The 23733-nt window shown below is 55.5% G+C and carries 19 protein-coding genes and 1 pseudogene; 18 read left to right on the forward strand and 2 right to left on the reverse strand.

From position 1 onward, the window contains the following. Position 1 precedes the first annotated feature (1 nt). The 18 genes from MGLY_RS12510 (at position 2) to MGLY_RS12600 (ending at position 21791) form a co-directional block, all read left to right on the forward strand. Positions 2–937 carry a dihydrodipicolinate synthase family protein gene (locus MGLY_RS12510; RefSeq protein ID WP_156274321.1) on the forward strand — a complete coding sequence of 312 codons (936 nt, stop codon included), beginning with the start codon at positions 2–4 and terminating at the stop codon, positions 935–937. Then, positions 924–2594, forward strand: a complete 1671-nt coding sequence (gene ilvD, locus MGLY_RS12515) for a dihydroxy-acid dehydratase (RefSeq protein ID WP_156274323.1) — start codon at positions 924–926, stop codon at positions 2592–2594. Before MGLY_RS12510 ends, ilvD begins: the two co-directional genes overlap by 14 nt. 31 nt (positions 2595–2625) lie before the next feature. Beyond that, positions 2626–3618, forward strand: a complete 993-nt coding sequence (gene ilvC, locus MGLY_RS12520; RefSeq protein ID WP_156274326.1) for a ketol-acid reductoisomerase — start codon at positions 2626–2628, stop codon at positions 3616–3618. Positions 3619–3739: 121 nt separating this feature from the next. Continuing rightward, complete coding sequence (locus MGLY_RS12525; protein ID WP_156274328.1) at positions 3740–4831, forward strand: 4Fe-4S binding protein; 1092 nt, start codon at positions 3740–3742, stop codon at positions 4829–4831. A 132-nt stretch (positions 4832–4963) separates the two neighbouring features. After that, the gene (locus tag MGLY_RS12530; RefSeq protein WP_156274329.1) at positions 4964–6028 is read left to right on the forward strand and encodes a BMP family lipoprotein; all 1065 of its coding nucleotides are present in this window, start codon (positions 4964–4966) and stop codon (positions 6026–6028) included. Positions 6029–6074: 46 nt separating this feature from the next. After that, positions 6075–7592, forward strand: coding sequence for an ABC transporter ATP-binding protein (locus MGLY_RS12535; RefSeq protein WP_156274331.1), 1518 nt, complete (start codon positions 6075–6077; stop codon positions 7590–7592). A gap of 27 nt (positions 7593–7619) precedes the next feature. After that, positions 7620–8720: an ABC transporter permease gene (locus MGLY_RS12540; RefSeq protein ID WP_170291061.1), complete on the forward strand. Its 1101-nt coding sequence runs from the start codon at positions 7620–7622 to the stop codon at positions 8718–8720. Further along, complete coding sequence (locus tag MGLY_RS12545; RefSeq protein ID WP_211661875.1) at positions 8683–9627, forward strand: ABC transporter permease; 945 nt, start codon at positions 8683–8685, stop codon at positions 9625–9627. Before MGLY_RS12540 ends, MGLY_RS12545 begins: the two co-directional genes overlap by 38 nt. A 74-nt stretch (positions 9628–9701) precedes the next feature. After that, entirely contained in the window at positions 9702–11096 is a 1395-nt protein-coding gene (locus MGLY_RS12550; RefSeq protein WP_246187325.1) for a 5'-deoxyadenosine deaminase, read from the forward strand. Positions 11097–11098: 2 nt separating this feature from the next. Next, complete coding sequence (locus MGLY_RS12555) at positions 11099–11860, forward strand: SDR family oxidoreductase (protein WP_156274337.1); 762 nt, start codon at positions 11099–11101, stop codon at positions 11858–11860. A 26-nt stretch (positions 11861–11886) separates the two neighbouring features. Next, entirely contained in the window at positions 11887–12861 is a 975-nt protein-coding gene (locus tag MGLY_RS12560; protein ID WP_156274339.1) for a 2-hydroxyacid dehydrogenase, read from the forward strand. 10 nt (positions 12862–12871) lie between these two features. Continuing rightward, complete coding sequence (locus MGLY_RS12565) at positions 12872–15682, forward strand: molybdopterin-dependent oxidoreductase (protein WP_156274341.1); 2811 nt, start codon at positions 12872–12874, stop codon at positions 15680–15682. Next, the gene (locus MGLY_RS12570; RefSeq protein WP_156274343.1) at positions 15679–15852 is read left to right on the forward strand and encodes a hypothetical protein; all 174 of its coding nucleotides are present in this window, start codon (positions 15679–15681) and stop codon (positions 15850–15852) included. The genes MGLY_RS12565 and MGLY_RS12570 overlap by 4 nt, the downstream gene beginning before the upstream one ends. Positions 15853–15893: 41 nt before the next feature. After that, positions 15894–17036: a YgeY family selenium metabolism-linked hydrolase gene (locus MGLY_RS12575; protein ID WP_246187326.1), complete on the forward strand. Its 1143-nt coding sequence runs from the start codon at positions 15894–15896 to the stop codon at positions 17034–17036. A 94-nt stretch (positions 17037–17130) separates the two neighbouring features. Continuing rightward, positions 17131–18024 carry a 2-hydroxy-3-oxopropionate reductase gene (gene garR / locus MGLY_RS12580; RefSeq protein ID WP_156274347.1) on the forward strand — a complete coding sequence of 298 codons (894 nt, stop codon included), beginning with the start codon at positions 17131–17133 and terminating at the stop codon, positions 18022–18024. Positions 18025–18077: 53 nt separating this feature from the next. Then, positions 18078–19595, forward strand: coding sequence for a CoA-acylating methylmalonate-semialdehyde dehydrogenase (locus tag MGLY_RS12585; protein ID WP_156274349.1), 1518 nt, complete (start codon positions 18078–18080; stop codon positions 19593–19595). Positions 19596–19705: 110 nt separating this feature from the next. After that, positions 19706–20944, forward strand: a complete 1239-nt coding sequence (locus MGLY_RS12590; RefSeq protein WP_156274351.1) for a sugar diacid recognition domain-containing protein — start codon at positions 19706–19708, stop codon at positions 20942–20944. 517 nt (positions 20945–21461) lie between these two features. Further along, positions 21462–21791 (forward strand): nucleotidyltransferase domain-containing protein, encoded by a 330-nt coding sequence (locus tag MGLY_RS12600; RefSeq protein WP_156274355.1) that lies wholly within the window; start codon positions 21462–21464, stop codon positions 21789–21791. 250 nt (positions 21792–22041) lie between these two features. Here MGLY_RS12600 and MGLY_RS18845 read toward each other — a convergent pair. Further along, positions 22042–22288: pseudogene (locus MGLY_RS18845) on the reverse strand (PAS domain S-box protein); the annotation flags it as partial. Between the two features lie 125 nt (positions 22289–22413). After that, positions 22414–23712, reverse strand: a complete 1299-nt coding sequence (locus MGLY_RS12610; protein WP_170291062.1) for a uracil-xanthine permease family protein — start codon at positions 23710–23712, stop codon at positions 22414–22416. Between the last annotated feature and the right edge of the window lie 21 nt (positions 23713–23733).

A 23733-nucleotide genomic window follows, 5' to 3' on the forward strand; every position in this document is an offset into this window, starting at 1 on the left:
TATGCCCGGAGTAGACCAACCCGGCCGGTTTCAAGGAGTTATAACCGCCCTCCTTACTCCTTTTACGCGGGGCGGGCAGGAAGTAGATATGGGCGCCCTTAAAGGGTTGTGCGAGTGGCAGATAAAAGCCGGGATACACTGCCTGTTCCCCCTGGGCACCACCGGCGAGGGCCTGTTACTGTCACCGGAAGAAAGAAAACGGGCGGCTGAAGCAGTGGTGGAGCAGGTGGCCGGGCGTATCCCGGTGATCTTGCATGTAGGGCATATAAGCACCTCGGTAAGCTGTGACCTGGCCCTGCATGCCGCCGCCACCGGGGCCGATGCCGTAGCAGTGATAGCACCCTACTTCTATCCCCTGGACGAGGAAGCCCTGGTGAACCACCTGGTGGCGGTAGCCCGATCCGTGCCCCGGCTGCCGGTTTTCCTGTATAACAATCCGGCCACTGCCGTAAACAGCATCAGCCGACGGGTTTTCCGGCGGGTCAGCCAGGCATGCGATAACATCATGGGTCTAAAAGACAGTAGTAAAAGCCTGGAAATCCTGGCTGGCTTTGTGGAGGAACGGGAGCCGGGCCAGGTGGTGCTGGTAGGCGGGGATGGTCTAGTCTATGAGGCCCTGGAGTTGGGCGCCGCCGGTTGTGTGAGCAGCCTGTCCGGGGTATTCCCCTGGGCCATGCTGGATATTTACCGCCTCTGGCAGACGGGCGATAAGGAAGGAGCCCGGTCGGCCCAGACCCGTGCCCGGGCCCTGCAGCAAGCCCTCCAAAAAGGCCCTTACTACGCTAGCTGTAAAAAGATTTTAAAGTGGATGGGCCTGCCAGGCGGTGAGGTACGGCCTCCTATGCGCGATTTGACCGCGGATGAGGAAAGGATGGTTCTGGAGGCCTTAGAGGGATTTCAGCATGTTAAAAGAGGTGGCACCCATGGAACTCCGTAGCCGTAAAGTGGTGAGCGGACCAGAGCGCCTTCCCTGGTCGGCCAACCTTAAAGCCTGTGGCTTTACCGATTTGGAGTTGTCCCAGCCTCTGGTGGCAGTAGCCAATAGCTGGAATGAAATCTGCCCGGGTCATATTCACCTGCGCAGCATATCTCAGGCCGTGAAGGACGGCATACGCCTGGCCGGCGGCACTCCCATGGAATTCAACACCATGGCCATCTGCGACGCTCTGGCTCAGGGGCACGAAGGGATGCGATATGTTCTGCCCAGCCGCGAAGTCATTACGGCTGCCATTGAGCTGACGGTGCAGGCTTACCAGTTTGACGCCCTGGTACTTATAGGCTCCTGCGATAAAATTCTCCCGGCCCAGCTCATGGCAGCCGGGCGTCTGAACATCCCCACTCTGATGATAACGGGCGGCCCTATGCTCCAGGCCACCCACCGGGGCCAGAAGGTGGCCCCGACCGATGTCCTGGAGAGCCTGATGCGCCTGCGCCGCGGGGAAATGGAGGCAGCCGAACTTAAAGCGCTGGCAGAAGCCTCTTTCCCCACTGCCGGGTCCTGCCTGGGAGTCTGGACTGCCAATTCCATGGCTTGTGTAGCCGAAGCCCTGGGAATGACTCTACCAGGTTCGGGGACCATCCCGGCCGTCTACTCCCGGCGCCTGTGGCTGGCTAAAGAAACAGGTATTAAAGTAATGGAACTGCTCCGCCGAGGTATTAAGCCATCGGACATTATGACCCGCGAGGCTTTTGTCAATGCCATCAGGGTGGCCATGGCCCTGGGAGCCTCCACCAACGTGTTTTTGCACCTGCCAGCCATTGCCGCCGAACTGGACTTAACGATTGATCTTGACCTTTTCGACGCCCTAAGCCACACCACTCCGCGCTTGTGTACCCTCAACCCGGGCGGCCCCCACGTCATACCGGATCTCGACGAAGCCGGCGGAGTCCAGGCTGTTATGCTTGAACTGGGCGACCTCATCAACGGCGAGGCCTTGACCGGAACCGGGCGTACGGTGAGAGAAAACCTGGCAGGGAAAAGGGTTTTGAACCCGGAAGTGATCCGGCCGCGGGCCCGCCCGGTGGCACCGGAGGGGGGGCTGGCGGTCCTCAAGGGCAGTCTGGCCCCCCGGGGCGCCGTGGTCCGGACCGCCACTATAGACCTGGGCAGCCGGCATTTTTGCGGCCGGGCCAGGGTATTTGAATCTGAGGAAGCAGCCACCGGGGCCATACTTTCCGGCCGCATTTCCCCGGGGGATGTTATGGTAGTGCGCTACGAGGGGCCACGGGGCGGGCCCGGCATGCGGGAAATGTTGACGGCTTCGGCCACCCTCAATGGAGCAGGGCTGGGCACCCAGGTAGCCCTGATCACCGACGGCCGTTTCTCCGGGGCCAGCCGGGGTATATGCATAGGCCACATCTCGCCCGAAGCAGCCGAGGGCGGTCCCATCGCCCTGGTTCAGGAGGGGGACTTGATTGAGATTGACTTAGAGAGGCGTACCCTGGATATCTGCCTGTCGAAAGAAGAGCTGAACGAGCGGCGGCGGGCCTGGCAGCCGCCTCCGCCCCGGATAACCAGGGGGTATCTTGGCCTTTATGCCAGGGTGGCTAGCTCTGCCGATAAAGGAGCTGCCGTTAACCCTGGCTGGCTCTAAAATCCAGGTTTAAGGGAAGGAGATAAACACTATGCCCAGGATTTATTACGACCAGGATGCCGATCTTTCCTATCTGAAGGACAAAACGGTGGCCATTGTAGGCTATGGTAACCAGGGCCGCTCACAGGCGCTGAACCTGAGGGATAGCGGCATTAACGTTATCGTAGGCAATACCAGGGACCGGGCCTGGGATCAGGCTAAGGAGGACGGCTTTGAAACCTATCCGGTGGCTGAGGCCGTGGAGAGGGCCGATGTCATTGCCCTGCTGGTACCTGACGAAATAGCTCCCCAGGTTTATGAGGAAAGCATTGTGCCTCATCTCAAGGAAGGAAAGGTCCTGGATTTTGCCAGCGGCTATAATGTTACCTATGATTTCATCCAATTCCCCGAGTACATCGACGTGATTATGGTAGCACCCCGTATGATCGGTCGCTCAGTGCGGGACCTCTTCGTGCAGGGAAGTGGTGGACCCAGCCTGGTAGGCGTTCACCAGGATTATTCCGGCCAGGCCTGGGAGAGGGCCCTGGCCTTTGCCAAGGGAATAGGCTCCACCCGGGTGGGTGCCGTAGAATCCAGCTTTGAAGAGGAGACCCGCTGCGACCTCTTCGGCGAGCAGCTGTCCGGCGGGTTGCTTTATATGATCCGGACCGCCTATGAGATTATGGTGGCCAACGGCATAAGTGAGGAGGCCGCTATCCTGGAGCTCGTGGCTTCCGGTGAGCGGGAGGAAACGGTCCGGGCCATGACGGAAATGGGTCTCTTCCATCAACTGGTGCTTCATTCCCACACCAGCCAGTACGGCCAGTTGACCCGGGGCCGACGCATGGTGACCGACAAAACCAGGATGGTAATGGAAGAGATCATGCAGGAAATCGTGACCGGAGCCTTTGCCAAGGAGTGGATGCTGGAACAACAGGCGGGCCTGCCCCTGTTTAAGGGCCTCTGGAAGCAGAGCCTGCGCCATTCGTTCACAGCAGCAGAAAAGCGTGTACACGACAAGCTGGCTCGAAAAGAGAAGGAATAATACTTGCCCCGGTCGGTTAACGCAGTCATCCAGTTCGCCAGTTCTGCCCGTACCGTGCACTTAAAGCCTGGCGACCGGAGGGGGTGCAGTTGGTCCGGGATTTCCCAAGGAGGAGGTACTAATGGTTAGCAGTATTGACCTGTCAGTTGATTTAGCCGGCGTCCGGTTGGCTAACCCCCTGATCTTAAGCGAAGGGCCTTTAAGTGGAAGCGCCAGGCTCATCGAAAAGGTGGCCGAGCACAGGGTGGGCGCCATTATCACCAAAAGCATACGCCAGGAAAAGGCCCAGTCGCCCAACCTTTATATGATCAAGGCCGGCCGGGGGTTGCTCAACGCTGACTGGAGCGATATGGGATTCAAGGCCTGGTGCCATGAGCTTAGGCAGCTGCAAATAAAGGTACCGTTAATCACCAATGTAGCTACCAACCATGTGCCCCCCAGGGAAGCAGCCGAGTTCGCTGCCGTTTTGCAGGATTGCGGCGCCAGCATAGTGACGTTTTCGGATTATGAAGTGGAAAACCTGGTGGAAGTGGTGAGCCGGGCCCGCCAGAGGGTCCAGGTGCCCATAATGGTTAAACTGCCCCCCTTTGTGCCCAACCTAAACCGGTTAATCCAGCGCCTGGAAGAGGCCGGCGTCAGCGCCATTGCAGCCATGGATGCCGTAGGTCCCGGGCTGCTCATCGATATTGAGACCGGAGCCCCCCTCCTGGGAGGTCCCGGGGGCAGCGGATATTTATCTGGACCCCCAATCCTCCCCCTGGCCCTGCATTATATAGCCGAAATCAGCCGTCATGCTAAGGTTCCGGTAGTGGGTGTAGGCGGAGTGGGCGGCTACCAGGATGTACTTCAGATGATCATGGCCGGAGCTACGGCCGTAGGCCTCCATTCGGCGGCCATTCTGCAGGGGCCTGGCATCTTCGATAAGATAGCCAGTGACCTGGAACAGTATCTGGTTGGCAAGGGCTTCCAAAACCTTGGGCAACTAAGGAGACTGCTCCATCGGAGGTTAGCAGAGCAGTCGGAAATCTACGACTGGAGGGCCAGCATAAGGCAGGAGCTCTGTAATGGCTGCGGCCTCTGCTTGAGGTCCTGCTTTAAAGGCGCCATAAATGAAGGGGCTCATGGTATGGTAGTCGCAACTGAGGAATGTGCCGGTTGCGGGGTTTGTGTTACTACCTGCCCCAGGGGCGCCATTGCCCCGCCGGCCAGGTAAAATTGCTTTAATGGCCCGTGGCGGGATTGCCCTGCGATAAAGGGGGGATGGAGGAAAGCATGGTTAAAGGTCGCAGGGTGGCCCGGTACCATAGGAGAAACAGGTGCCCAATAACACAGGAGGTGAAGGATAATGAAAAAGTTGTTAGTCGTGATTTTAGCCCTGTTTTTAAGCGTAGCCTTTGTGGGCTGCGGCGGCCAGACCGGTCAGCAGGGCGGGCAGAAAGGCGGTCAAAGCACTGCGTCCGGGAACCAGGGGGAAAAGAAGCTTCGCTTTGTAATGGTTACGGACCAGGCGGGGGTAGGGGATGAAGGCTTCAACGACATGGCCTGGGCCGGCCTAAAAAGAGCCGAAAAAGAATTGGGAGCCGAGATCAAGGTCATCGAGTCATCGGAGATGACCCAGTATACCACCAATTTGGCAGCCGGAGCCGAACAGGGTTATAATATGGTAGTGGCCGTAGGCTTTCTCCTGGTAGATGCCTTGAAGGAAGTGGCACCCCGCTACCCAAATACTAAATTTGTAATAATTGACGGGGTAGTAGAAGGTCCTAATGTGGCTTCCGTGGTCTTCAAGGAAAACGAAGGGGCTTATCTGGCCGGGGCTTTAGCGGGGCTAACCACCAAGACCAATAAGTTGGGTTATGTGGGCGGTATGGAGGCACCGCCGACCATAAGGTTCGAATCGGGCTGGCTGGCGGGCATCAAAACCACCAACCCCAAAGCGGAAACCTCAGTGGCCTATGTGGGCAGCTTCAACGACCCCGGCAAAGCCAAGGAGACTGCCCTGGCCCAGTACAACCAGGGCGTCGACATCATTTTTGAAGTGGCAGGCCTGGGCGGTTTGGGAGTCATTGAGGCGGCCAAAAATTCTAAGGAAGGCAATTTGTATGTAGCAGTTGACCGGGATAAGTCTAAGATCGGCGGAGGCCGGCAGCTAACGGCGGTTTTGAAGCGCATCGATAATGCCGTTTTTGAAATAGCTCAAAAGGTGAAGGATGGTACCTTTAAAGGCGGCATCTATGAACTTGGTCTGAAGGAAGGCGGCATGGGCCTGCCGGAAACCACCAAGGAAAAGGCCACTCCCGAGGCCATGGCGGTGGTAGAAAAGCTAAAAAAGATGATCCTGGACGGCCAGCTCCAGGTTCCCAAGAGCAGGGAAGAAGTCAAGACCTTTACTCCCCCCAGCTTAAAGTAGCAGTGAGCCTAGACCAAAAGGGACTACCTCGAGGAGGCTGGGCTGGATGAACATTGTGGAAATGCGTGACATAGTTAAGCGTTTCCCGGGAGTTGTGGCCAATGATGGAATAACGCTGCAAGTTCGCCAGGGGGAAATTCACGCCCTCCTGGGGGAAAACGGGGCCGGAAAAACTACGTTGATGAATATTCTATATGGCCTGTACCGGCCCGATGCTGGCGAGATCTGCCTCCGCGGCCAAAAAGTTGCGATTCATAGCCCGGACCAGGCCATCAAGCTCGGTATAGGTATGGTCCACCAGCATTTTATGCTGGTGCCGACTTTGACCGTGGCAGAAAACCTGGTGGTAGGAGCTGAACCGGTCAAGGGTCCCTTTTTGGATCTCAGGTTAGCCGTTGCCAAAGTAGAGGCAATTTCCCAGGAATACGGGCTCAGGGTCGATCCCCTGGCCCGTATTCAAGACATTTCGGTAGGCATGCAGCAGCGGGTGGAGATCCTGAAAGCCCTTTATCGAGGTACTAAAATACTCATCCTGGATGAGCCTACTGCCGTGCTTACCCCCCAGGAAATAAGCGAGCTGCATATCATACTGGAGAAACTGCGGTCCAGCGGCCATACCATAATCATCATAACCCACAAACTCAAGGAAGTGAGGCAGTTCAGCGACAGGGTTACGGTTATCCGCAATGGTCGTAATATAGACACGGTGGACAGCAAAAAGACCTCCGAAAGCGAACTGGCCCGGATGATGGTGGGCCGGGAAGTCATGCTGCGGGTAGACAAAAAGCCGGCGGAACCCGGCCAGGTGGTGCTACGCCTGGAGGGTGTGGAGGCCAACAATTACCGGGGGCTTCCAGCACTAAAGGGAGTTACCCTGGAAGTCCGGGCCGGTGAAATAGTGGGTGTGGCCGGGGTAGAAGGCAACGGCCAGACGGAACTCGTGGAAGTGCTCACGGGCCTGCGCCAGCCCACGGCAGGCGACATTTATTTTGGCGGTCAAAAAATAGTCCGTGGGCAGCCTCGCCAGTTGATGGGTTTGGGCTTGGGTCATATCCCGGAGGACAGGCAGAAGAGGGGGCTGGTGCTGGATTTTAACATCATGGAGAACCTGCTGCTGGGTTTTGAGGATGCGGCCGCCTTCAGCCGGGGCCCGCTCCTGGACTATGCCAGCATCCAGGATTTCGCCAAAAAGCTAGTAAAAGAGTACGACGTTCGCACACCCAGCATAAAGTCCATGGCCCGGACCCTGTCGGGAGGCAACCAGCAGAAGGTAATCGTTGCTCGCGAAATCGCGCGGCAACCCAAGCTATTGATCGCCGCCCAGCCCACCCGGGGCCTGGATGTGGGTGCCATTGAATTTGTTCACCAGCAGTTGCTGAAGCAGCGGGATACCGGGGCGGCGGTCTTGCTGGTATCGTATGAACTGGATGAAATCATGAATTTAAGCGACCGCATCCTGGTAATCTACGGCGGGAAAATAGTGGCCGGCTTCCAGGCAGGACAGGTTTCCACGGAGGAACTCGGTTTCTTAATGGGCGGGGGTTCGGTAGCTAAAGCCGGATAAAAGGTGGGAAACATGCGAAAAAACAAGATGAAAGTAACAACTTACCTTTGGGAGGCGGCCGGCAGCTTACTGGATCCAATTGTCGCCATCATTATCGCCCTAACATTGGGGGCCGTGGTGGTGTCTGCTTTAGGCAATGATGTGGGGCTGGCCTACCGGGCGCTATTTAAAGGAGCCTTCGGCAACCTCCGGAGCTTAACTGAGACGCTTCTGGCCACTACTCCCCTGCTGTTGACCGGCCTGGCCTTTGGCGTGGCCTTCCGGTGTGGCCTCTTCAATATCGGGATTGAAGGCCAGTTGTATATAGGTTCCATAGTAGGAGCCTACGTGGGCTTCACCTTTAGCGGGTTGCCACCTTTGGTGCTTTTGCCTTTAACCCTCGCGGCAGGGGCAGCAGCTGGCGCTGCGTGGGGTTTTTTGCCCGGCCTTCTCAAGGCTAAGGTTGGGGCCCATGAAGTAATCAACACGATCATGATGAACTATATTGCCATCCACCTCACCAGCTACCTCGTAGGCCCGGATGGCCCCTTGCGGGCCCCGGGGGAACTGCCGGCCACGCCCTGGATAGCAGAAGGGGCCCGTCTCGCTAAACTGGTCCCGGGCACCAGGCTTAACACAGGTATCTTCATAGCCCTGGGGGCAGCCGTTCTGGTCTGGGTAATCCTGTGGAAGAGCCGCCAGGGCTACAAAATCCGGGCTGTCGGCCTTAATCCCCTGGCTGCCGAATACGCAGGGATCAATGTGAGTCGGAGTATAATTACCGCTATGATGTTAAGCGGCTGTTTGGCCGGCCTGGCCGGGATAGTGGAAGTAGCCGGACTGCATTACCGCTTCTACGATTCCTTTTCACCGGGGTACGGCTTTGACGCCATAGCAGTATCCCTGCTGGGGGCCAACCACCCGGTGGGCATAGCCCTGGCGGCCCTCTTGTTCGGCGCCTTGAAGACCGGGGCCATGAGTATGCAGGTGCTGGCCGGAACCAACAGGGAGCTAGTGCGGCTATTGCAGTCCCTGGTGATCTTCTTTGTGGCCGCCAAATGGAGCGTAATTACCATCTTGCAGTGGAAAGCCAGGAAGGAGGGGAGCATAGATGGCAGAGACCATGGCAGCGTTAAGCGGGCTGTTTAGCCTTGGCCTTTTGCTGGCTACCCTCCGTATGGCTACGCCCCTGATCTTCGGCGCCATAGGGTGCATGTTTTCCGAACGCTCCGGCGTCATGAACATCGGGGCCGAGGGCATGATGCTCATGGGGGCGTTTGCAGCCGCCCTGACTTCCCTTTTCACAGGCAACCCCTGGTTGGGAGTCCTTGCCGCCGCCATAGCCGGCGGCTTCATGGGCACCCTCCACGCCATAATGAGCATCCATTTCCGCGCTGACCAGGTAGTAAGCGGAGCAGCTATCAACATCATGGCCGTGGGGGTCCCGGCCCTGGTGCTGCAGCGCCTTTGGGGCAATCCAGGCCGTTCACCCCTGGTGCCTTCCCTCCCCGAGATTACTATTCCGGGTTTAAAGGAAGTACCGGTACTGGGCGCCCTCTTGGGGACACACAACCCCCTGGTTTATTTGGCCCTCCTGCTGGTGCCCCTGGCGCATATAGTGTTGTTCAAGACCAGATTCGGACTACATGTCCGGGTAGTGGGGGAACACCCCCGGGCCGCGGACACGGTAGGTATTAACGTATTTGCCATACGCTATGTCTGCGTCATTTTGAGCGGTGTCCTCGCTGGCCTGGGGGGCGCTTACCTTTCCCTGGGGCAACTGTCCCTCTTCGTCCAGCAAATGACTGCCGGCCGCGGTTTTATCGGCATGGCCGCCATGATCTTCGGCAAGTGGACTCCCCTGGGGGCATTCCTGGCCTGCCTCTTGTTTGGTTTTGCCGACGGCTTGCAGATGACGGCACAGGCCATAGGTATACCTATCCCCAAGAATTTTCTATTGATGATTCCTTATGTCCTGACCATGGTGGCCTTGGCTGGCTTCATAGGCAGGGCAATGCCTCCGGCAGCCATAGGTAAACCCTACCGTAAAGAATAACTGGGGACTGTAGTGTGCTTGAGGCTACCTGCTGGGCTACGGTGTCTAAACTTGAATTCTTACAGGTGATGTCAGTGACTGAGAACAAAGCCTCAATTTTGATCAAAGGTGGCTGGCTGGTCACCATGAACCGGCAGCGCGAAATCAAGCAGGGGGACCTATTGATAGAAGATGGCATAATAAAGGCCATCGGCCACTTCAAGGGGCCGGCCCGGCTAACCATCGATGCCAGCGAGATGATAGTGTTGCCCGGATTTATCCAGACCCATGTTCACCTCTGCCAGGTGCTTTTTCGGGGACTGGCCGATGACGTAGATGTAGTAGACTGGTTAAAGCACCGTATCTGGCCCCTGGAAAACGCCCACGATGAGGAGAGCATCTATTGTTCGGCCTGGTTGGGCATAGCCGAACTCCTGGCGGGAGGCACCACGACCATACTGGCCATGGAGACCACCAGGCATACCGATGCCGTGTTTCAGGCCCTGCTGGAGAGCGGAATGCGCGCCGTGGCCGGTAATGCCATGATGGATGTCCAGGAGCCGGGAACGGAAATGGAAGGCCAGGATTCCCGCACCGTCCTGGCTGAGAGCAAGCGGCTCTGGCGAAGCTGGCACGGCCGGGATAATGGCCGGCTCCAGTATGCCCTGACTCCTCGAGGCCCCAGGAATTGTTCTCCGGAATTGCTGTCCGAAATAGCCCGCCTTTCGGCTGAGGAGGGACTCCTGGTGCACAGCCATGCGGCCGAAAACGGGCCCCTGGCGGAGAGGGTGGCCCGGGAGACGGGTGTAAGGGATGTGGTGCTTTTCCATCGCCTGGGCCTCGCCAGTCCCCGGCTGGTACTGGCCCACTGCATCTGGCTGGACGAACAAGAACTGGAACTGGCGGCTTCCACCGGTATTAAGGTTACCCATTGCCCTTCAGCCAATCTCAAGCTCAGCTCCGGGTTTGCTAAAATACCGGAAATGCGGTCCAGGGGTATCAATGTTTCCCTGGGCGCCGATGGAGCACCCTGCAACAACAACCTGGACATGTTTAACGAGATGCGCCTGGCCGCCCTCATCCATAAGCCGCGCTGTGGGCCACGGACCCTGCCTGCCGAGGAAGTGCTGGAAATGGCCACCCTGGGGGGCGCCAGGGCACTGGGCCTGGAGAAAGAAATCGGCAGCCTGGAAGTGGGCAAGAAGGCCGATGTGACCCTGGTGCGGCGGGACCGTTTCCATAGTAGCCCCTGGCAACGGGTGCCTCTGCCTTCTCAGATAGTGTACTCCCTTAAGGCTGGTGATGTGGATACCACCCTGGTTGAAGGGCGCATCTTGTACCGCCATGGCCGACTGACTATGCGCGCAGGTAACGATATCGTTGAGGCAGCCAACACGGCTATCGAGCGGGTACTGGAGCGGGTTCCCTTTGGGCGGGAATTCGGCCGGCAGCCGGGTAGCAGAATATGGAGTTCTGAAAGAGGTGTTTAACGATGCGTTTAGCCGGGAAAGTAGCTATTATCACGGGAGCCGGTTCTGGCATCGGCCGGGCCAGTGCCCTGGCCTTTGCCCGTGAAGGTGCCCGGGTAGTAGCTGCCGACATTAACGAGGAAACTTGCCGGGCCACTGTGGAAGCCATCAAGGAGCGAGGAGGCCGGGCCGTGGCTGTTAGGGTGGACGTAACTAAAGCCGCCGACTGCCAGCGTATGGTTAATACGGCCCTCGAGCATTTTGGTAAATTGGATGTATTGTTCAACAATGCGGGTATCAACCACGCTGCCCGCCTGCACGAAACCCTGGAAGAAGATTGGGATCGTGTGCTGGCGGTGAACCTTAAGAGCATCTTTCTATGCTCTAAATATGCCATCCCGGCCCTCATCCAGAATGGCGGAGGCTCCATTATCAACACGGCTTCGCCGGCAGGTCTCGTAGGGTTAAGGGGTCTGGCTGCCTACTGCGCCTCCAAGGGTGGGGTCATCTCCTTGAGCAAGAACATGGCGCTGGATTACGCCCCATACAACATCCGCGTCAACTATATATGCCCAGGAGTTATATATACGCCCATGACCCAGGCCATCATCGCCACCCACGAGGATCCGCAAAAATTTGAGGAAGAATATTCTAAAATGCGGCCCCTGGGGCGCTTTGGAAAGCCTGAAGAAATAGCCAATGCAGCTGTGTTCCTGGCCTCTGACGAGTCTAGCTTCATGACCGGTGCCTCTATTGTTATGGATGGAGGCTTTACTGCCGGCTAAATAACTTAAGGTAAGGTGGCCCGGAAATGTATAAAGTGTACTGTACTACTGAATATCCCCAGCCGCTGGTGGAAATGCTGTGTCCCACCTGCGAGTTGGATGTAAATATCAGCGGGCGCCCGGCCAGTAAAGAAGAAATAATCGCCCGCGTAAGGGATAAAGATGGCCTAATCTGCCTGCTAAACGACGTAATTGATGAAGAAATCATAGCCCAGGCTCCAAAATTAAAGGTTATTACCCTTTTTGCCGAAAGCACTTTCAACATTGATGTGGCCGCTGCCACCAGGCGCGGCATCCTGGTGACCAACACCCCCGGCGAATTGACGGAAACCACGGCGGACCTTACCTGGGCTCTGCTCATGGCCGTGGCCCGGCGTATCCCCGAAGCCGATGCCTACGTCCGGCAGGGCAGGTTTAAAGGCTGGGCCCCGACGGTGTTACTGGGCGGCGATATCTACGGCAAAACCTTAGGTATCATCGGCCTGGGCAATATCGGTGCGGCCGTGGCGAGGAGAGCACGGGGCTTTAACATGAAGGTAATCTATTACTCGGCGAGCGGTCCCAAACCGGATCGGGAGGAGGAGCTGGGCTGCCGGTACGTGCCCCTGGACCGCCTGTTGCGTGACTCCGATTTCGTATCCGTCCACTGCAGGCTGACCCCCCAGACCCGCCATCTCCTCGGAGCCCATGAGCTTTCCCTTATGAAAAAGACGGCATACCTGATCAATACTGCCCGGGGCCCGGTGGTGGATGAAATGGCCTTGGTTGAGGCCTTAAGGCAGGGGCGGCTGGCCGGGGCAGGCCTCGACGTCTTCGAAAACGAGCCTCAACTTGCGCCCGGCCTGGCCGATCTTCCCAATGTAGTCCTAACACCCCATATCGGGGTGGCCAGCCGGGAAAACCGGTTTGCCATGGCCCGCATTGCGGCCGCCAACCTGCTGGCCGCCCTTCATGATCAAGTTCCGCCCAATCTGGTCAATGAAGAAGTGAGGAAGGATTGAAAAGCAAATCATGAACAAGATAGCAGTACGCCTTACTGTTAACGGCCAGGAAGTAGTGGCCGAGGTTAAACCCCAAATGACCCTTTTGGAATTCTTGCGCACCCAGCTGGGCCTGGTGGGAGCCAAGAACGGCTGCGCCCGGGGTCACTGCGGGGCCTGCACGGTGATAGTCAACGGCCAGGCCCGGCGTTCCTGCCTCTTGCCCATGGCCAGGATGGACGGTACGGTAGTGGAAACCATCGAAGGCCTGGCGCCAAACGGTCATCTCCACCCCCTGCAAGAAGCCTTTTTGGCGGCGGGAGCTGTGCAATGCGGCTTTTGTACACCCGGCATGATCATGGCGGCTAAAGCTCTGCTGGATCGGAACCCCGACCCCAGTGAGCACGAAATCAAGGAAGCTTTAAAGCACAACCTTTGCCGCTGCACCGGATATGTCAAAATCATTAAGGCGGTGCGCATGGCGGCAGCCGCCTTGTCCGGCCGGACTGCTGTGTCGCTGGCTTTTCCCCAGGAATCCGACGTGGTGGGCAGGTCCGTGCCCAGGGTGGACGGCCTGGCCAAAGTGAAGGGCGAGCCCCTCTACACCGATGACTTCCGCCTGGAGGGAGCGCTGGAAGGCCGCGCCCTGCGGAGCCCTTATCCCCATGCGGAGATCCTGTCCATCGACGTATCGGCTGCCCGCCGGGCTCCCGGCATCAAAGCCGTGCTGACGGCGGCCGACATACCGGGCCGCAAAACATTTGGCCTTATTACTCCCCATCAGCCCGTACTGGCGGAAGATCGGGTGCGCTATGTAGGTGACCCGGTAGCCCTGGTCCTGGGGGAGACTTCCGAGGAAGTAGAGGAGGCCTTAAAACTTATCAAAGTGGAATATCGCCCCTTGGAAGTAATAGACTCTCCCTTCCGGGCCCTGGAGGAACACGCCCCGGACCTGCATGAAGGAGGTAACGTGCTGGCCCACATCAAAGTACGCAAGGGCAATATCGAGACCGGGTTTGCCCAGGCCGATGTGGTGCTGGAGGGGGATTACTACGTTCCTTTCATTGAGCATGGCTACCTGGAACCCGAAGCCGCCCTGGCCAGGGTAGGGGAGGACGGCGTACTCACCGTCTGGTGCCCAAGCCAGAGCTCCTTTGCCTTCCAGAAGGACATCTGCGCTACCTTGAACCTGCCGGAAGAAAAGGTGAGGGTGATATACCGGCCGGCAGGAGGAGCCTTTGGTGGTCGGGAAGAGCCGACAGTACAGATCCTGTGTGCCCTGGGAGCCTGGGTTACCGGCCGCCCGGTGCGCATGGTAATGACCCGGGAGGAATCCATTGCCGTCTCTACTAAACGCCATGCTGAATACCTCCACTATAGGTTGGGCGCCACCCGGCAGGGCAAGCTGACGGTCCTGGAAGCCAGGATTATAGGCGACACCGGGGCCTACGCCTCAGCGGGGGAGGCGGTACTTTTCCGTTCAGCGGCTTTTGCGGGGGGACCCTACGAGATCCCTCATGCCAAGGTTGATGCCTTTGCTGTTTATACCAACCATCCACCGGGGGGCGCCATGCGCGGCTTCGGCAGCACGCAGCCGACCTTTGCCATGGAAGTCATGATGGACCGCCTGGCCGAGGCCCTGGGCCTGGATCCCTTTACGTTGCGCGAACTCAACGGGTGGGACGTGGGTAAAAAGACGTTGACCGGCCAGATCCTGGACCACAGCGTAGGGTTTAAAGAAACCCTGGCCAAGGTCAAGGAAGCTCTCTCAAAGGAAGATTTACCTCAGCCCCGGCCGGGCCGGAAGAGGGGCATCGGTATTGCTGCGGCAGTCAAGAACGTGGGGCTCGGGTCCGGTATGGTCGACGGCGCCGGCGCCATCCTGGAGCTCACCACCGCGGGGGAATTGCTGGTGAAGGTGGGCTGTGTAGATACGGGCCAGGGATCGGACACGGCCATGGCCCAAATTGCCGCCGAGGCCACTGGTGTGCCCTTTAGCGCCATCAGGGTCCTGGCCAGCGACACCCACCAGACCCTGGACGGCGGCGTTACTACCGCCTCCCGGCAGACCTTTGTGTCCGGCAACGCCGTGCGCATAGCCGGGGGTCGCTTCCGGTCGGCTTTGCTGGAGTTTGTCTCCCAAGAGATAGGTTATCCGGCTGAAAAACTGACCCTCAAGAATGGCGGGGTAGAGATGTTGGGCAACACCCAGAGAATATCCTTAACTCTTCAGGAAATTGCAGCTTTAGCTCAAGAGCGGGGCCAGGCACTCAGGGCCGAGTATTTCTACATCGCTCCCCGGACCTACCCCCTTAAAGAACGCTGCGATAATGAGGAATTCGATTTCGAGGAGTACCGTCTGCATTTTGCTTACTGTTTTGGGACTCAGGCGGCCGTGGTGGAGGTTGATGAAGAAACGGGGGAGGTTGAGGTCCTTAAAGTTATTGCCGCCCACGACGTGGGCCGTCCCATCAATCCCCTGGCCGTGGAAGGCCAGATCGAAGGGGCCGTGATGATGGGCTTGGGATATGCCCTGTCGGAGGAATTCCGCCTGAAGGGGGGCCAGGTGGAAACCAACACCCTGGCCAAGCTTAGACTCCCTAAAATTACCCAGACGCCGGAAATAGAGGTCCTAGTGGTGGACGATTACCATCCCTTCGGCCCCTATGGCGCCAAAGGCATGGGAGAATTGCCCCTTAATCCTACGGCTCCGGCCATTATTAACGCCATATACAATGCTGTTGGAGTTAGGATTAATTCTCTTCCGGCCACCCGAGAAAAAATAAAAGAACTTATGGGTGAGAAGAAGGGGATAACTGGACCTCGTAGTCGGCAGGGGTGAAGATGACTTTGAAAGAGAAGGTGGACCTGGCCATTGTTTGTCAGGCGGCCCTGACCATGAACGCGGAGCGATGCGGAGAGGCCAAGACGGCCTTTGGCCAGGGCATTGACGTTACCATCAAGACTGGGCTGGAAACCTTAAGGCTTGCGGGAGGTGCTTTGAAACGTTAACTACTGAAAGGGAAAGGCGCATTATCGACTTTTGTCGCCGCTTGATTCAGGCCCCCAGTATAACCGGCCAGGAAAAGAATATCGCTTCCCTGGTTCAGCAGGAGATGGTTTCTTTAGGCTATACCGAGACCTGGATCGATGAGCTGGGCAATGTGATAGGTCGCGTGGCAGGCCGGGGGCAGGGCCCTGCCATCCTCTTCGATGGCCACCTGGACACGGTGGATGTAGCCGAGCCCGGGGCCTGGCAACACCCACCCTTCCAGGGCCGACTGGTTGACGGCAGAATCTACGGCCGGGGAGCTGCCGACATGAAGGGAGCCTTAGCCGCCATGGTGTGTGCCATAGGTTTCCTGGCCCAGGATGGCGTAAATAGGGGCGGAGATCTCTACGTAACCGGTACTGTGGTGGAAGAAGTGGCTGAAGGAGTTGCTTTGAGCCATATTTTAAAAAAAATACGCCCGGCCGCAGTGGTTATCGGCGAAGCCACCGGCCTAAACCTCAACTTTGGCCAGCGCGGCAGGGCGGAAATCATTCTCGAAACCCGGGGCCGGCCGGCCCATTCCGCCAACCCAGAAGTCGGTGTAAATGCCGTATATAAAATGCTGCCCCTGGTAGAGGCCGTCCGTCACCTGGAGCTTCCCATGGATCCCCTTCTGGGCCCGGCCATAATGGAACTGACGGACATCATCTCGTCGCCCTACCCGGGAGCCTCGGTAGTTCCCCAGGGCTGTCGTGCAACCTACGATAGGCGTCTGCTGGTGGGGGAAGAACCGGACCAGGTCCTGGCGCCCCTTCAAGCCATAATTTCCGCAAGCCGGCTTGAAGATCCGGAACTTGAGGCCGAAGCCATGCTGGCTCCCCTGGATATTACTACTTACACCGGCAGGGCTTTAAGGGGCCTAAAATTTGCCCCGGCCTGGTGTATTGATAAGGGGCACCCCCTAGTGGCCGCAGCCCGGGAAGCCCTCTTCAAGGCAAGCCTGCAGTCTCCCCTTGGAACCTACCGTTTTTGCACCAACGGCAGCGGGTCGATGGGGAACCTGGGGATACCCACCGTCGGGTTCGGACCCGGCCGGGAAAGCCAGGCCCATGTTAGCGATGAGTATATTGAGGTGGATGAACTATTGGCTGCGGCCAAAGGCTACTACAGCCTGGCCGGAACTTTGAGCACCAGGGGCTGGTAGGTGAAAAAGAAGGACTTAAATCCCTCGAGGGAGAAATTATTATTAAAAGAAATTTGTTAACGTATCTCTCGATGCTGCTTAGGAGGAGACGCCGATGAAAGATATAGGCTTTATTGGTCTGGGTATCATGGGGAAGCCCATGGCCAAGAATTTGCTCAGGGCCGGTTACCGGCTGGTAGTTTATAACCGGACCGCCTCGAAAATGGAAGAAGTGGTGGCGGCGGGAGCCCAGCCGGCCCAATCCAACAGGGAAGTGGCCGAGAAATCGGAAGTTATAATAACTATGCTACCTAACTCACCGGAAGTTAAAGAGGTAGTCCTCGGCCCCAACGGGGTTTTGGAAGGGGCCAGGCCCGGCTCCATTATTATTGATATGAGCTCTATAGCACCCCTGGTCACCATGGAAATAGCTAAGATAGCGCAGGCTAAAGGCGTCCGGATGCTGGATGCCCCCGTCAGCGGGGGAGAGCCCGCGGCTATACAGGGCACCCTTTCCATTATGGTCGGGGGCCCGGAAGAAGATTTCCAGGCCTGCTATGATATACTCCGGGCCATGGGTTCTTCTGTAGTGCGAGTGGGCCCCATTGGTTTTGGCAACCTTGCCAAGCTGGCCAACCAGATCATCGTTGCCATAAACATTGCCGCCATGGCCGAAGCCTTTACTCTGGCTTGCAAAGCCGGCCTGGAACCTGCAGTGCTGTATGAAGCTATCAAAGGAGGGCTGGCCGGCAGCAAGGTGCTGGATGCCAAGGCGCCGCTGGTCATGAACCGCAAGTTTGACCCGGGTTTCCGTATCAATCTGCATATTAAAGACTTAACCAACGTTCTGGAAACAAGCCACCAGCTGGGAGTACCCATGCCCCTTACATCCAGCGTCCTGGAAATGATGCACGCCATGAAGGTGGACGGACATGGGGATGAGGATCACGGGGCATTGGCCAAATTCTATGAAAAGCTGGCCCAGACGGAAATCAAGACCAGGCAGTAATACCCTCGGCTGGCAGGGTGAAAGCTGCACTATTCTCCGGGAGGAAACCGCCTATGGTAGAAGTAAAAAGGTTAGGATATTGTGTCAACGGGGAATGGAAACAATCAAAGACCACCCAATATATGCCGGTCACTAACTCCAGCACGGGTGAAATAATTGCAGAAGTCCCACGGTGTACAGCGGAGGAGGTTAACGAAGCGGTGGAGGCGGCTCGGGCCGCCTTCCCGGCGTGGTCATCAACACCTGTGACCGAAAGAGCAGAGATCATGTTTCGGTTCAAAGTGGCCCTGGAAGCTCACTTAGAGGAACTCACGTTGCTGGTGGCCACAGAATTAGGGAAAAACCTGGACGAATCCCGGGGAGATGTGCTGAAGGCCATTGAAGGTGTGCAACTGGCCTGTGCTTGCCCCATTTTAATGCAGGGCGATTCTTTGATGAACGTGTCCCAGGGTTTTGATACGGTTATGTACCGGGAGCCCCTGGGGGTGTTTGCCGGTATAGTTCCATTTAACTTTCCTGCCATGATCCCCTTTGGATGGATGCTCCCCCTATGCATTACCACCGGGAATACTTTTGTCCTTAAAGCAGCCAGCCTTACGCCCCTAACGGCTATGCGGATGCTGGAGTTATTACATGAGGTGGGGCTACCGCGGGGGGTAGTTAACCTGATTACCTGCGGTCGTAACGAGGTAGACATCCTTCTCAAGCACCCGGATGTTAGGGGTGTTTCCTTCGTGGGTTCCACCAGCGTAGGCCGGCATGTTTACGCCACCGCTTCGGCCTACGGGAAGAGGGTGCAGGCCCTGTGCGAAGCCAAGAATCATGGCCTGGTCCTACGAGATGCCGACCTGGAGAATTCCGCCCGGGTAATAGTAAACGCTACCTTCGGTTGCGCCGGCCAAAGGTGCATGGCTCTGCCGGTAGTAGTGGTGGAAGAAGTAGTAGCCGATGAATTTGTTTCCTACCTGGTGAAATTTGCCCGGGAAAGAAAGATAGGCTGTGCCTATGACCCGGAGACCGAATTAGGCCCGGTGGTTTCGGCCGAGCACAAAGAATTTATTTTTAACTGGATTGCTAAAGGAATAGAAGAAGGGGCTCTGCTTATCCTGGACGGGCGAAACGTAGTGATTAAAGGCTTTGAAGGGGGCTATTTCATTGGGCCAACTATATTTGACCATGTTAAACCGGGAATGAGCATCGGGGATTATGAGGTCTTCGGTCCCGTCACTTGTATTAAGCGAGTCCGGGATTTTGAGGAGGGCTTAAGTTTGATGAACGCCAATCCCTTTGGCAACGGGGCCACCATTTTTACCCAGAGCGGGTACTATGCCCGGGAATTCGTCCGCCGGACCCAGGCCGGAATGGTGGGCGTCAATGTGGGTATCCCAGTGCCTATAGCGGTTTTTCCCTTTGCCGGGCACAAAAATTCCTTCTTTGGGGACCTCCACGTTCTGGGGAAGGATGGAGTAGCCTTCTATACTGAAGCCAAATGCGTTACCTCAAGATGGTTTGATGCCAAGATGGAAAACACCAGGATCGGTACCTGGGAAGGTACCATCACCAGGGTTTAGCCTGGCCTAAAGAATTCCTTTCAGACCAGTTTAGCAGCGAGCAGGCAAGGTATACTAGAATTCTTATTTTGGGGCGGTTTCCAATAGGCCAATGAGGGGTGGCAATCAAAATGCAAATAACCAGGGAAATTGCCCAGGCAATTGTTGAGCGTTTTGCCAGCGTTTTAAGCAACGTAGGTATAGATTTTATCAACGCCCAAGGCTTAATCATCGGCACTACTAGCCCCGCTAAAATGAACGCTTATGACCAAAAAGCCATCATGGTTATAAAGCGTGCCGATCCTTTAGAAGTTGAAGGTGGGGGCCCAGAGGACCAGGTTACCCTGTATTTGCCGGTTTTCTTTAATGCCACCATTGTTGGTGTAATTGCTACCTCAGGTAAACCCGACCTAGCCCGCCCCATCGCCCGCCTGGCCAAGGCGATGACCGAAATGGTACTCCATCAGTCTTTTAAAAGTACCAAGAAGATGATGGAAAATCGGACTCAGGAGAGCTTTGTCCGGGATCTGGTATATAGCGACTATAAAGGCAACCCCAGCCTGGAGAGACTTATAAGGCGGGAGGCTCTGGCTCTAGGTTACAATATAGATATTCCCTGGGCCGTGTTGGTGGTGGAAGTAAACAATCTGGCAGAAAAGACCCTGGAGAAGTATAAATTCCCCAAGGATACCTTATCCACGGAAATTTTTAGTTCCCTACTGAAAGATGAGGTCCTGCAGTTATTACGGACCGACAGATACGGAGAGATCATATCTTTTATCGGTCGCCAGCACTTTGCTATATTACGTCCGGCAGCTACCGGCGACCAGTACAGTCTGCAGTCCGAGATCAATGATTATGCCCAGAAAATAGTCCAGGAGCTTCAGAACCGATTTGAACTGGATGCCACCATAGGTATTGGCGGAATCAAGAGCGGGGTTACAGGAATCAGCCAGAGCTTTAGGGAAGCCCTGGAAGCTATTAGCCTGGGCAGGCGGCTGCATAATGATAAGAAGGTCCACCATATTGATGAACTAGGCGTGGCCAGAATAATCAGCTTAATACCGAAGGAGATCCGGAGCACCATCATTGAAGTTTTTGGCAAAGGACGGGATTATCGAGCCCTGGAGGCAGAACTGCTACATACGGCTAAAATCTTTTGTAAAGAAAACCTTAACGCTAGCCGGGCTGCGGAAGCCCTGTTTATTCACCGCAACACCCTTATGTACCGCTTAACCAAGATCAAAAAGATGACCGGTTTGGACCTGCACCTTTTTAATCATGCGGTGGAATTCTGGTTCTTATACCAAATGGCCTTGTTTGATAACCTGGAGCTAGTGCCGCCCCAGAAAAGACATACATCATATTAGAAATAAATACCACATATTAGGCAACCCGTATCTTTCGCTGTTCTTTGAGAATCTTTTCATCAGTCTTATGCCGGTTCCTGTAGGCAATGTATCGGCGGGTCGCCCGCATTTGCTCTTTGTGGTTTTGATAGTAAAAAGCTGTATAAGTTAGTAAGGGAAAAAGGTGGCTTTTTTCGTACCCTTTATCCACCCCCTGGCGGTGGCAAACAGAAAAGACACTATATGGCGGCCAGGAAATGTGCTATTGCCTATATCGAAACCAATGCTTTAATCACCCTAATCTATGAGGGGGTTTGTTCGCGTCTGGCAGGGAAATTTACTTTTATAAATCCATCAAAAAATAGGCATCCCGTTATGATTATGGATTTATATTGGTGGTTTGAAAAAGCCATTATTGAAAACTATGCTAGTTGCTTTTTACTATGGTATATGGTACTATAAAATTTAGGAATGGTAAATTCTGTATAAGGAAGAATTGTGTAAGGCAAACATAGTTTTTCCTGGAGGCGATGATTTTATGTCTCCAAATAAGAAAGCTTTAGATATTGTTAAGTTATACGTAGATACTTTGAGGAAGAGAAACCTCCCTGTGAAATCAGTCATCTTATTCGGTTCCCAGGCCAGGGGGGATTATGAACATGGATCAGATATTGATGTACTGGTGGTTACTGAAAAGCTTGACAAGAAAATCCGTGAAACCATCATCGACGAAGCCTACGAAATTAGCCTGAAGGAAGAGATCCCGGTAATCGCCCTGGTATATGATCTCGAGGAATTTCAATCCCCCTTGTTTCGGGCGGGGCCTTTTTACCAGAATATAAGCCGGGAAGGGATTAATGTTCTATGAGTGATATGGAACTGAAAAAATTGTTTGCCCGGACCAAGATGGAAAAGGCGTGGGAAGCCTGGGATGAAGCCGAATGGGCTTTCAAGGGGGAAAAATACCCAGGCAGGGTGGTAAGTTATGGCCATAGAAAAAATTTATAAGGCGATTAAAAGACTCCCTCCCGCGGAACGGAAAAAATTACGCCATCTACTAGATAACGAGGATTCTAACAATGAAAACACGAAAGCATTTGAAAGAGCAGCAGGTTCCTGGAGCCGTCTTTCCGCCGGTGTACCGTGTTAAACAGGATCTGTTCCTGCGTCCCCCTGACCAGAGGTTCGAGCAGTGCCCTGAAACTTTGCAGGTCAAGTTCGGGCTCGAGGTCAAGGGGTGTCATGGCGCTCAGTTCTTCCATTATATAACCCAAATTTTCCCTGGCACCGCGGTTTACAGCAATGAACTTTAAGGTTTCAGGGTGAAAAAAGATAGACCTCCGTCAATGAATCCTCAAATATCCGCTGGTACATCTTAATGTCGGCGCTGGCTGCATAAAGTTTGAGCGCCATTTCAACAGCGGATACAAGCACATGTTCGCCGGCATCCTTCAGCACATATCCATCCATAGCCATATTTGAGATAATTGCTAATTATGGCCAACTTTGCCTGTAACAGATTGTGAAACGCTTTGCCGGGGTTTCCTCAAAACTACATGTTCAAGGAGTATACTTCCAAGGACACCTACAATTACGCCGTTGCTCAATACGCCTGCCGCCCACCCCGGAATCTGCTCCCACTGCGAGGGAGGCAGGAGCATGACGCCGATGCCAGAAAGCAGGCTCAGGCCGATAATAAAATTCTCACGTAAAGTAATCTCTTCGCGTCCCATATCCTGCAAACCGATCATTGCCAGGGAGCAGCCTGATACCAGCAGTATTGCTGCCGCAACAGGTTGGGGCACACTCCCGGCCAGGGCACCTAGAGGGGGAAACAACCCCATGGCTATAAATATAACACAGGAAAGTATAAAGGGCTTTGGCGACTTATTTCCCGAAAACGAGATTAAACCGGCGGATATGGCGAAAGGTATAGTACCTATTCCGCCAAAAACGCCTGCCAAAAAATTGGCCGTACCGCTCACGGCCAGCCCACGGTCGTATTTTTTCAGCGGTAAACGTTCACCTGTGGCAGCTTCCAGGGCTGCAATACTGCCGACAACATTGGGAATCAGTAAAAGGCCAAGCAAAAGGAATGAAACTACGCTTCCAATTTCAAAGCTAGGTGGCCCCCAGGGAAATAAGGGCGGCAGGGAAAACCATGTGGTACCACCCGGCAGGATAACTTCACCTGCCAAAAAACTTAGCAGCCAGCCAAAAGCTACGCTCAATATAATGGCACTGTTTTTAAGCAGCCCCCTGCCATGAAGGGTAAGGTAGATTACCATCAGCAGTACCAAAAGACCAATTATAAGGAGCTTTAGCCCGCCGCCGGCCAGGCCTTTAATCCCCACGCCGCCGATCTGTAAACCCAGCAACATTAAAAGTATCCCGGTGACGCGGTTGGTAAACAAAGAACGCGCCCATTTAATCAGGCCAATCCACCCAAGTACAGCGAGGGTCAGGCCGGCAACAATCATCGCCCCTTCAATATCTGTCCGGACGCTTGCCAGGGGTCTCCCCATTTCCTTTGCTATTCCCGCCAAAATTACACAGGCAGCCCACCAGGGAGCCGCCGGACCTTCGATAAGCAATCCCCCGTGGCCAAACCTTATTTGAATTAAGCTGGCAATGCCGGTCAAGAAGAAAGTCAACTGGCTCAGCTTACCGATTTCCGCAGGATTTAGTCCCAAAGCGTTACCCACCACTATCGGGGCCGAGATAATTATGCCGATATGATAGACAAGCCATTGCAGGGCGTACAGGGCAACAATTCCTTTCTCCTTCAAAAGCAAATTACTCCTCCCACC

Source organism: Moorella glycerini, assembly GCF_009735625.1.
GTDB lineage: Bacteria > Bacillota > DSM-521 > Neomoorellales > Neomoorellaceae > Neomoorella > Neomoorella glycerini.

Excerpts from the sequence above, each read along its gene's own strand:
- MGLY_RS12530 (WP_156274329.1), top strand. The coding sequence starts at position 4,964 with ATGAAAAAGTTGTTAGTCGTGATTTTAGCCCTGTTTTTAAGCGTAGCC.
- MGLY_RS12600 (WP_156274355.1), top strand. The coding sequence starts at position 21,462 with ATGTCTCCAAATAAGAAAGCTTTAGATATTGTTAAGTTATACGTAGAT.
- MGLY_RS12590 (WP_156274351.1), top strand. The coding sequence starts at position 19,706 with ATGCAAATAACCAGGGAAATTGCCCAGGCAATTGTTGAGCGTTTTGCC.
- MGLY_RS12525 (WP_156274328.1), top strand. The coding sequence starts at position 3,740 with ATGGTTAGCAGTATTGACCTGTCAGTTGATTTAGCCGGCGTCCGGTTG.
- garR (WP_156274347.1), top strand. The coding sequence starts at position 17,131 with ATGAAAGATATAGGCTTTATTGGTCTGGGTATCATGGGGAAGCCCATG.
- ilvC (WP_156274326.1), top strand. The coding sequence starts at position 2,626 with ATGCCCAGGATTTATTACGACCAGGATGCCGATCTTTCCTATCTGAAG.
- MGLY_RS12535 (WP_156274331.1), top strand. The coding sequence starts at position 6,075 with ATGAACATTGTGGAAATGCGTGACATAGTTAAGCGTTTCCCGGGAGTT.
- ilvD (WP_156274323.1), top strand. The coding sequence starts at position 924 with ATGGAACTCCGTAGCCGTAAAGTGGTGAGCGGACCAGAGCGCCTTCCC.
- MGLY_RS12540 (WP_170291061.1), top strand. The coding sequence starts at position 7,620 with ATGAAAGTAACAACTTACCTTTGGGAGGCGGCCGGCAGCTTACTGGAT.
- MGLY_RS12555 (WP_156274337.1), top strand. The coding sequence starts at position 11,099 with ATGCGTTTAGCCGGGAAAGTAGCTATTATCACGGGAGCCGGTTCTGGC.
- MGLY_RS12565 (WP_156274341.1), top strand. The coding sequence starts at position 12,872 with ATGAACAAGATAGCAGTACGCCTTACTGTTAACGGCCAGGAAGTAGTG.
- MGLY_RS12510 (WP_156274321.1), top strand. The coding sequence starts at position 2 with ATGCCCGGAGTAGACCAACCCGGCCGGTTTCAAGGAGTTATAACCGCC.
- MGLY_RS12585 (WP_156274349.1), top strand. The coding sequence starts at position 18,078 with ATGGTAGAAGTAAAAAGGTTAGGATATTGTGTCAACGGGGAATGGAAA.
- MGLY_RS12545 (WP_211661875.1), top strand. The coding sequence starts at position 8,683 with ATGGCAGAGACCATGGCAGCGTTAAGCGGGCTGTTTAGCCTTGGCCTT.
- MGLY_RS12560 (WP_156274339.1), top strand. The coding sequence starts at position 11,887 with ATGTATAAAGTGTACTGTACTACTGAATATCCCCAGCCGCTGGTGGAA.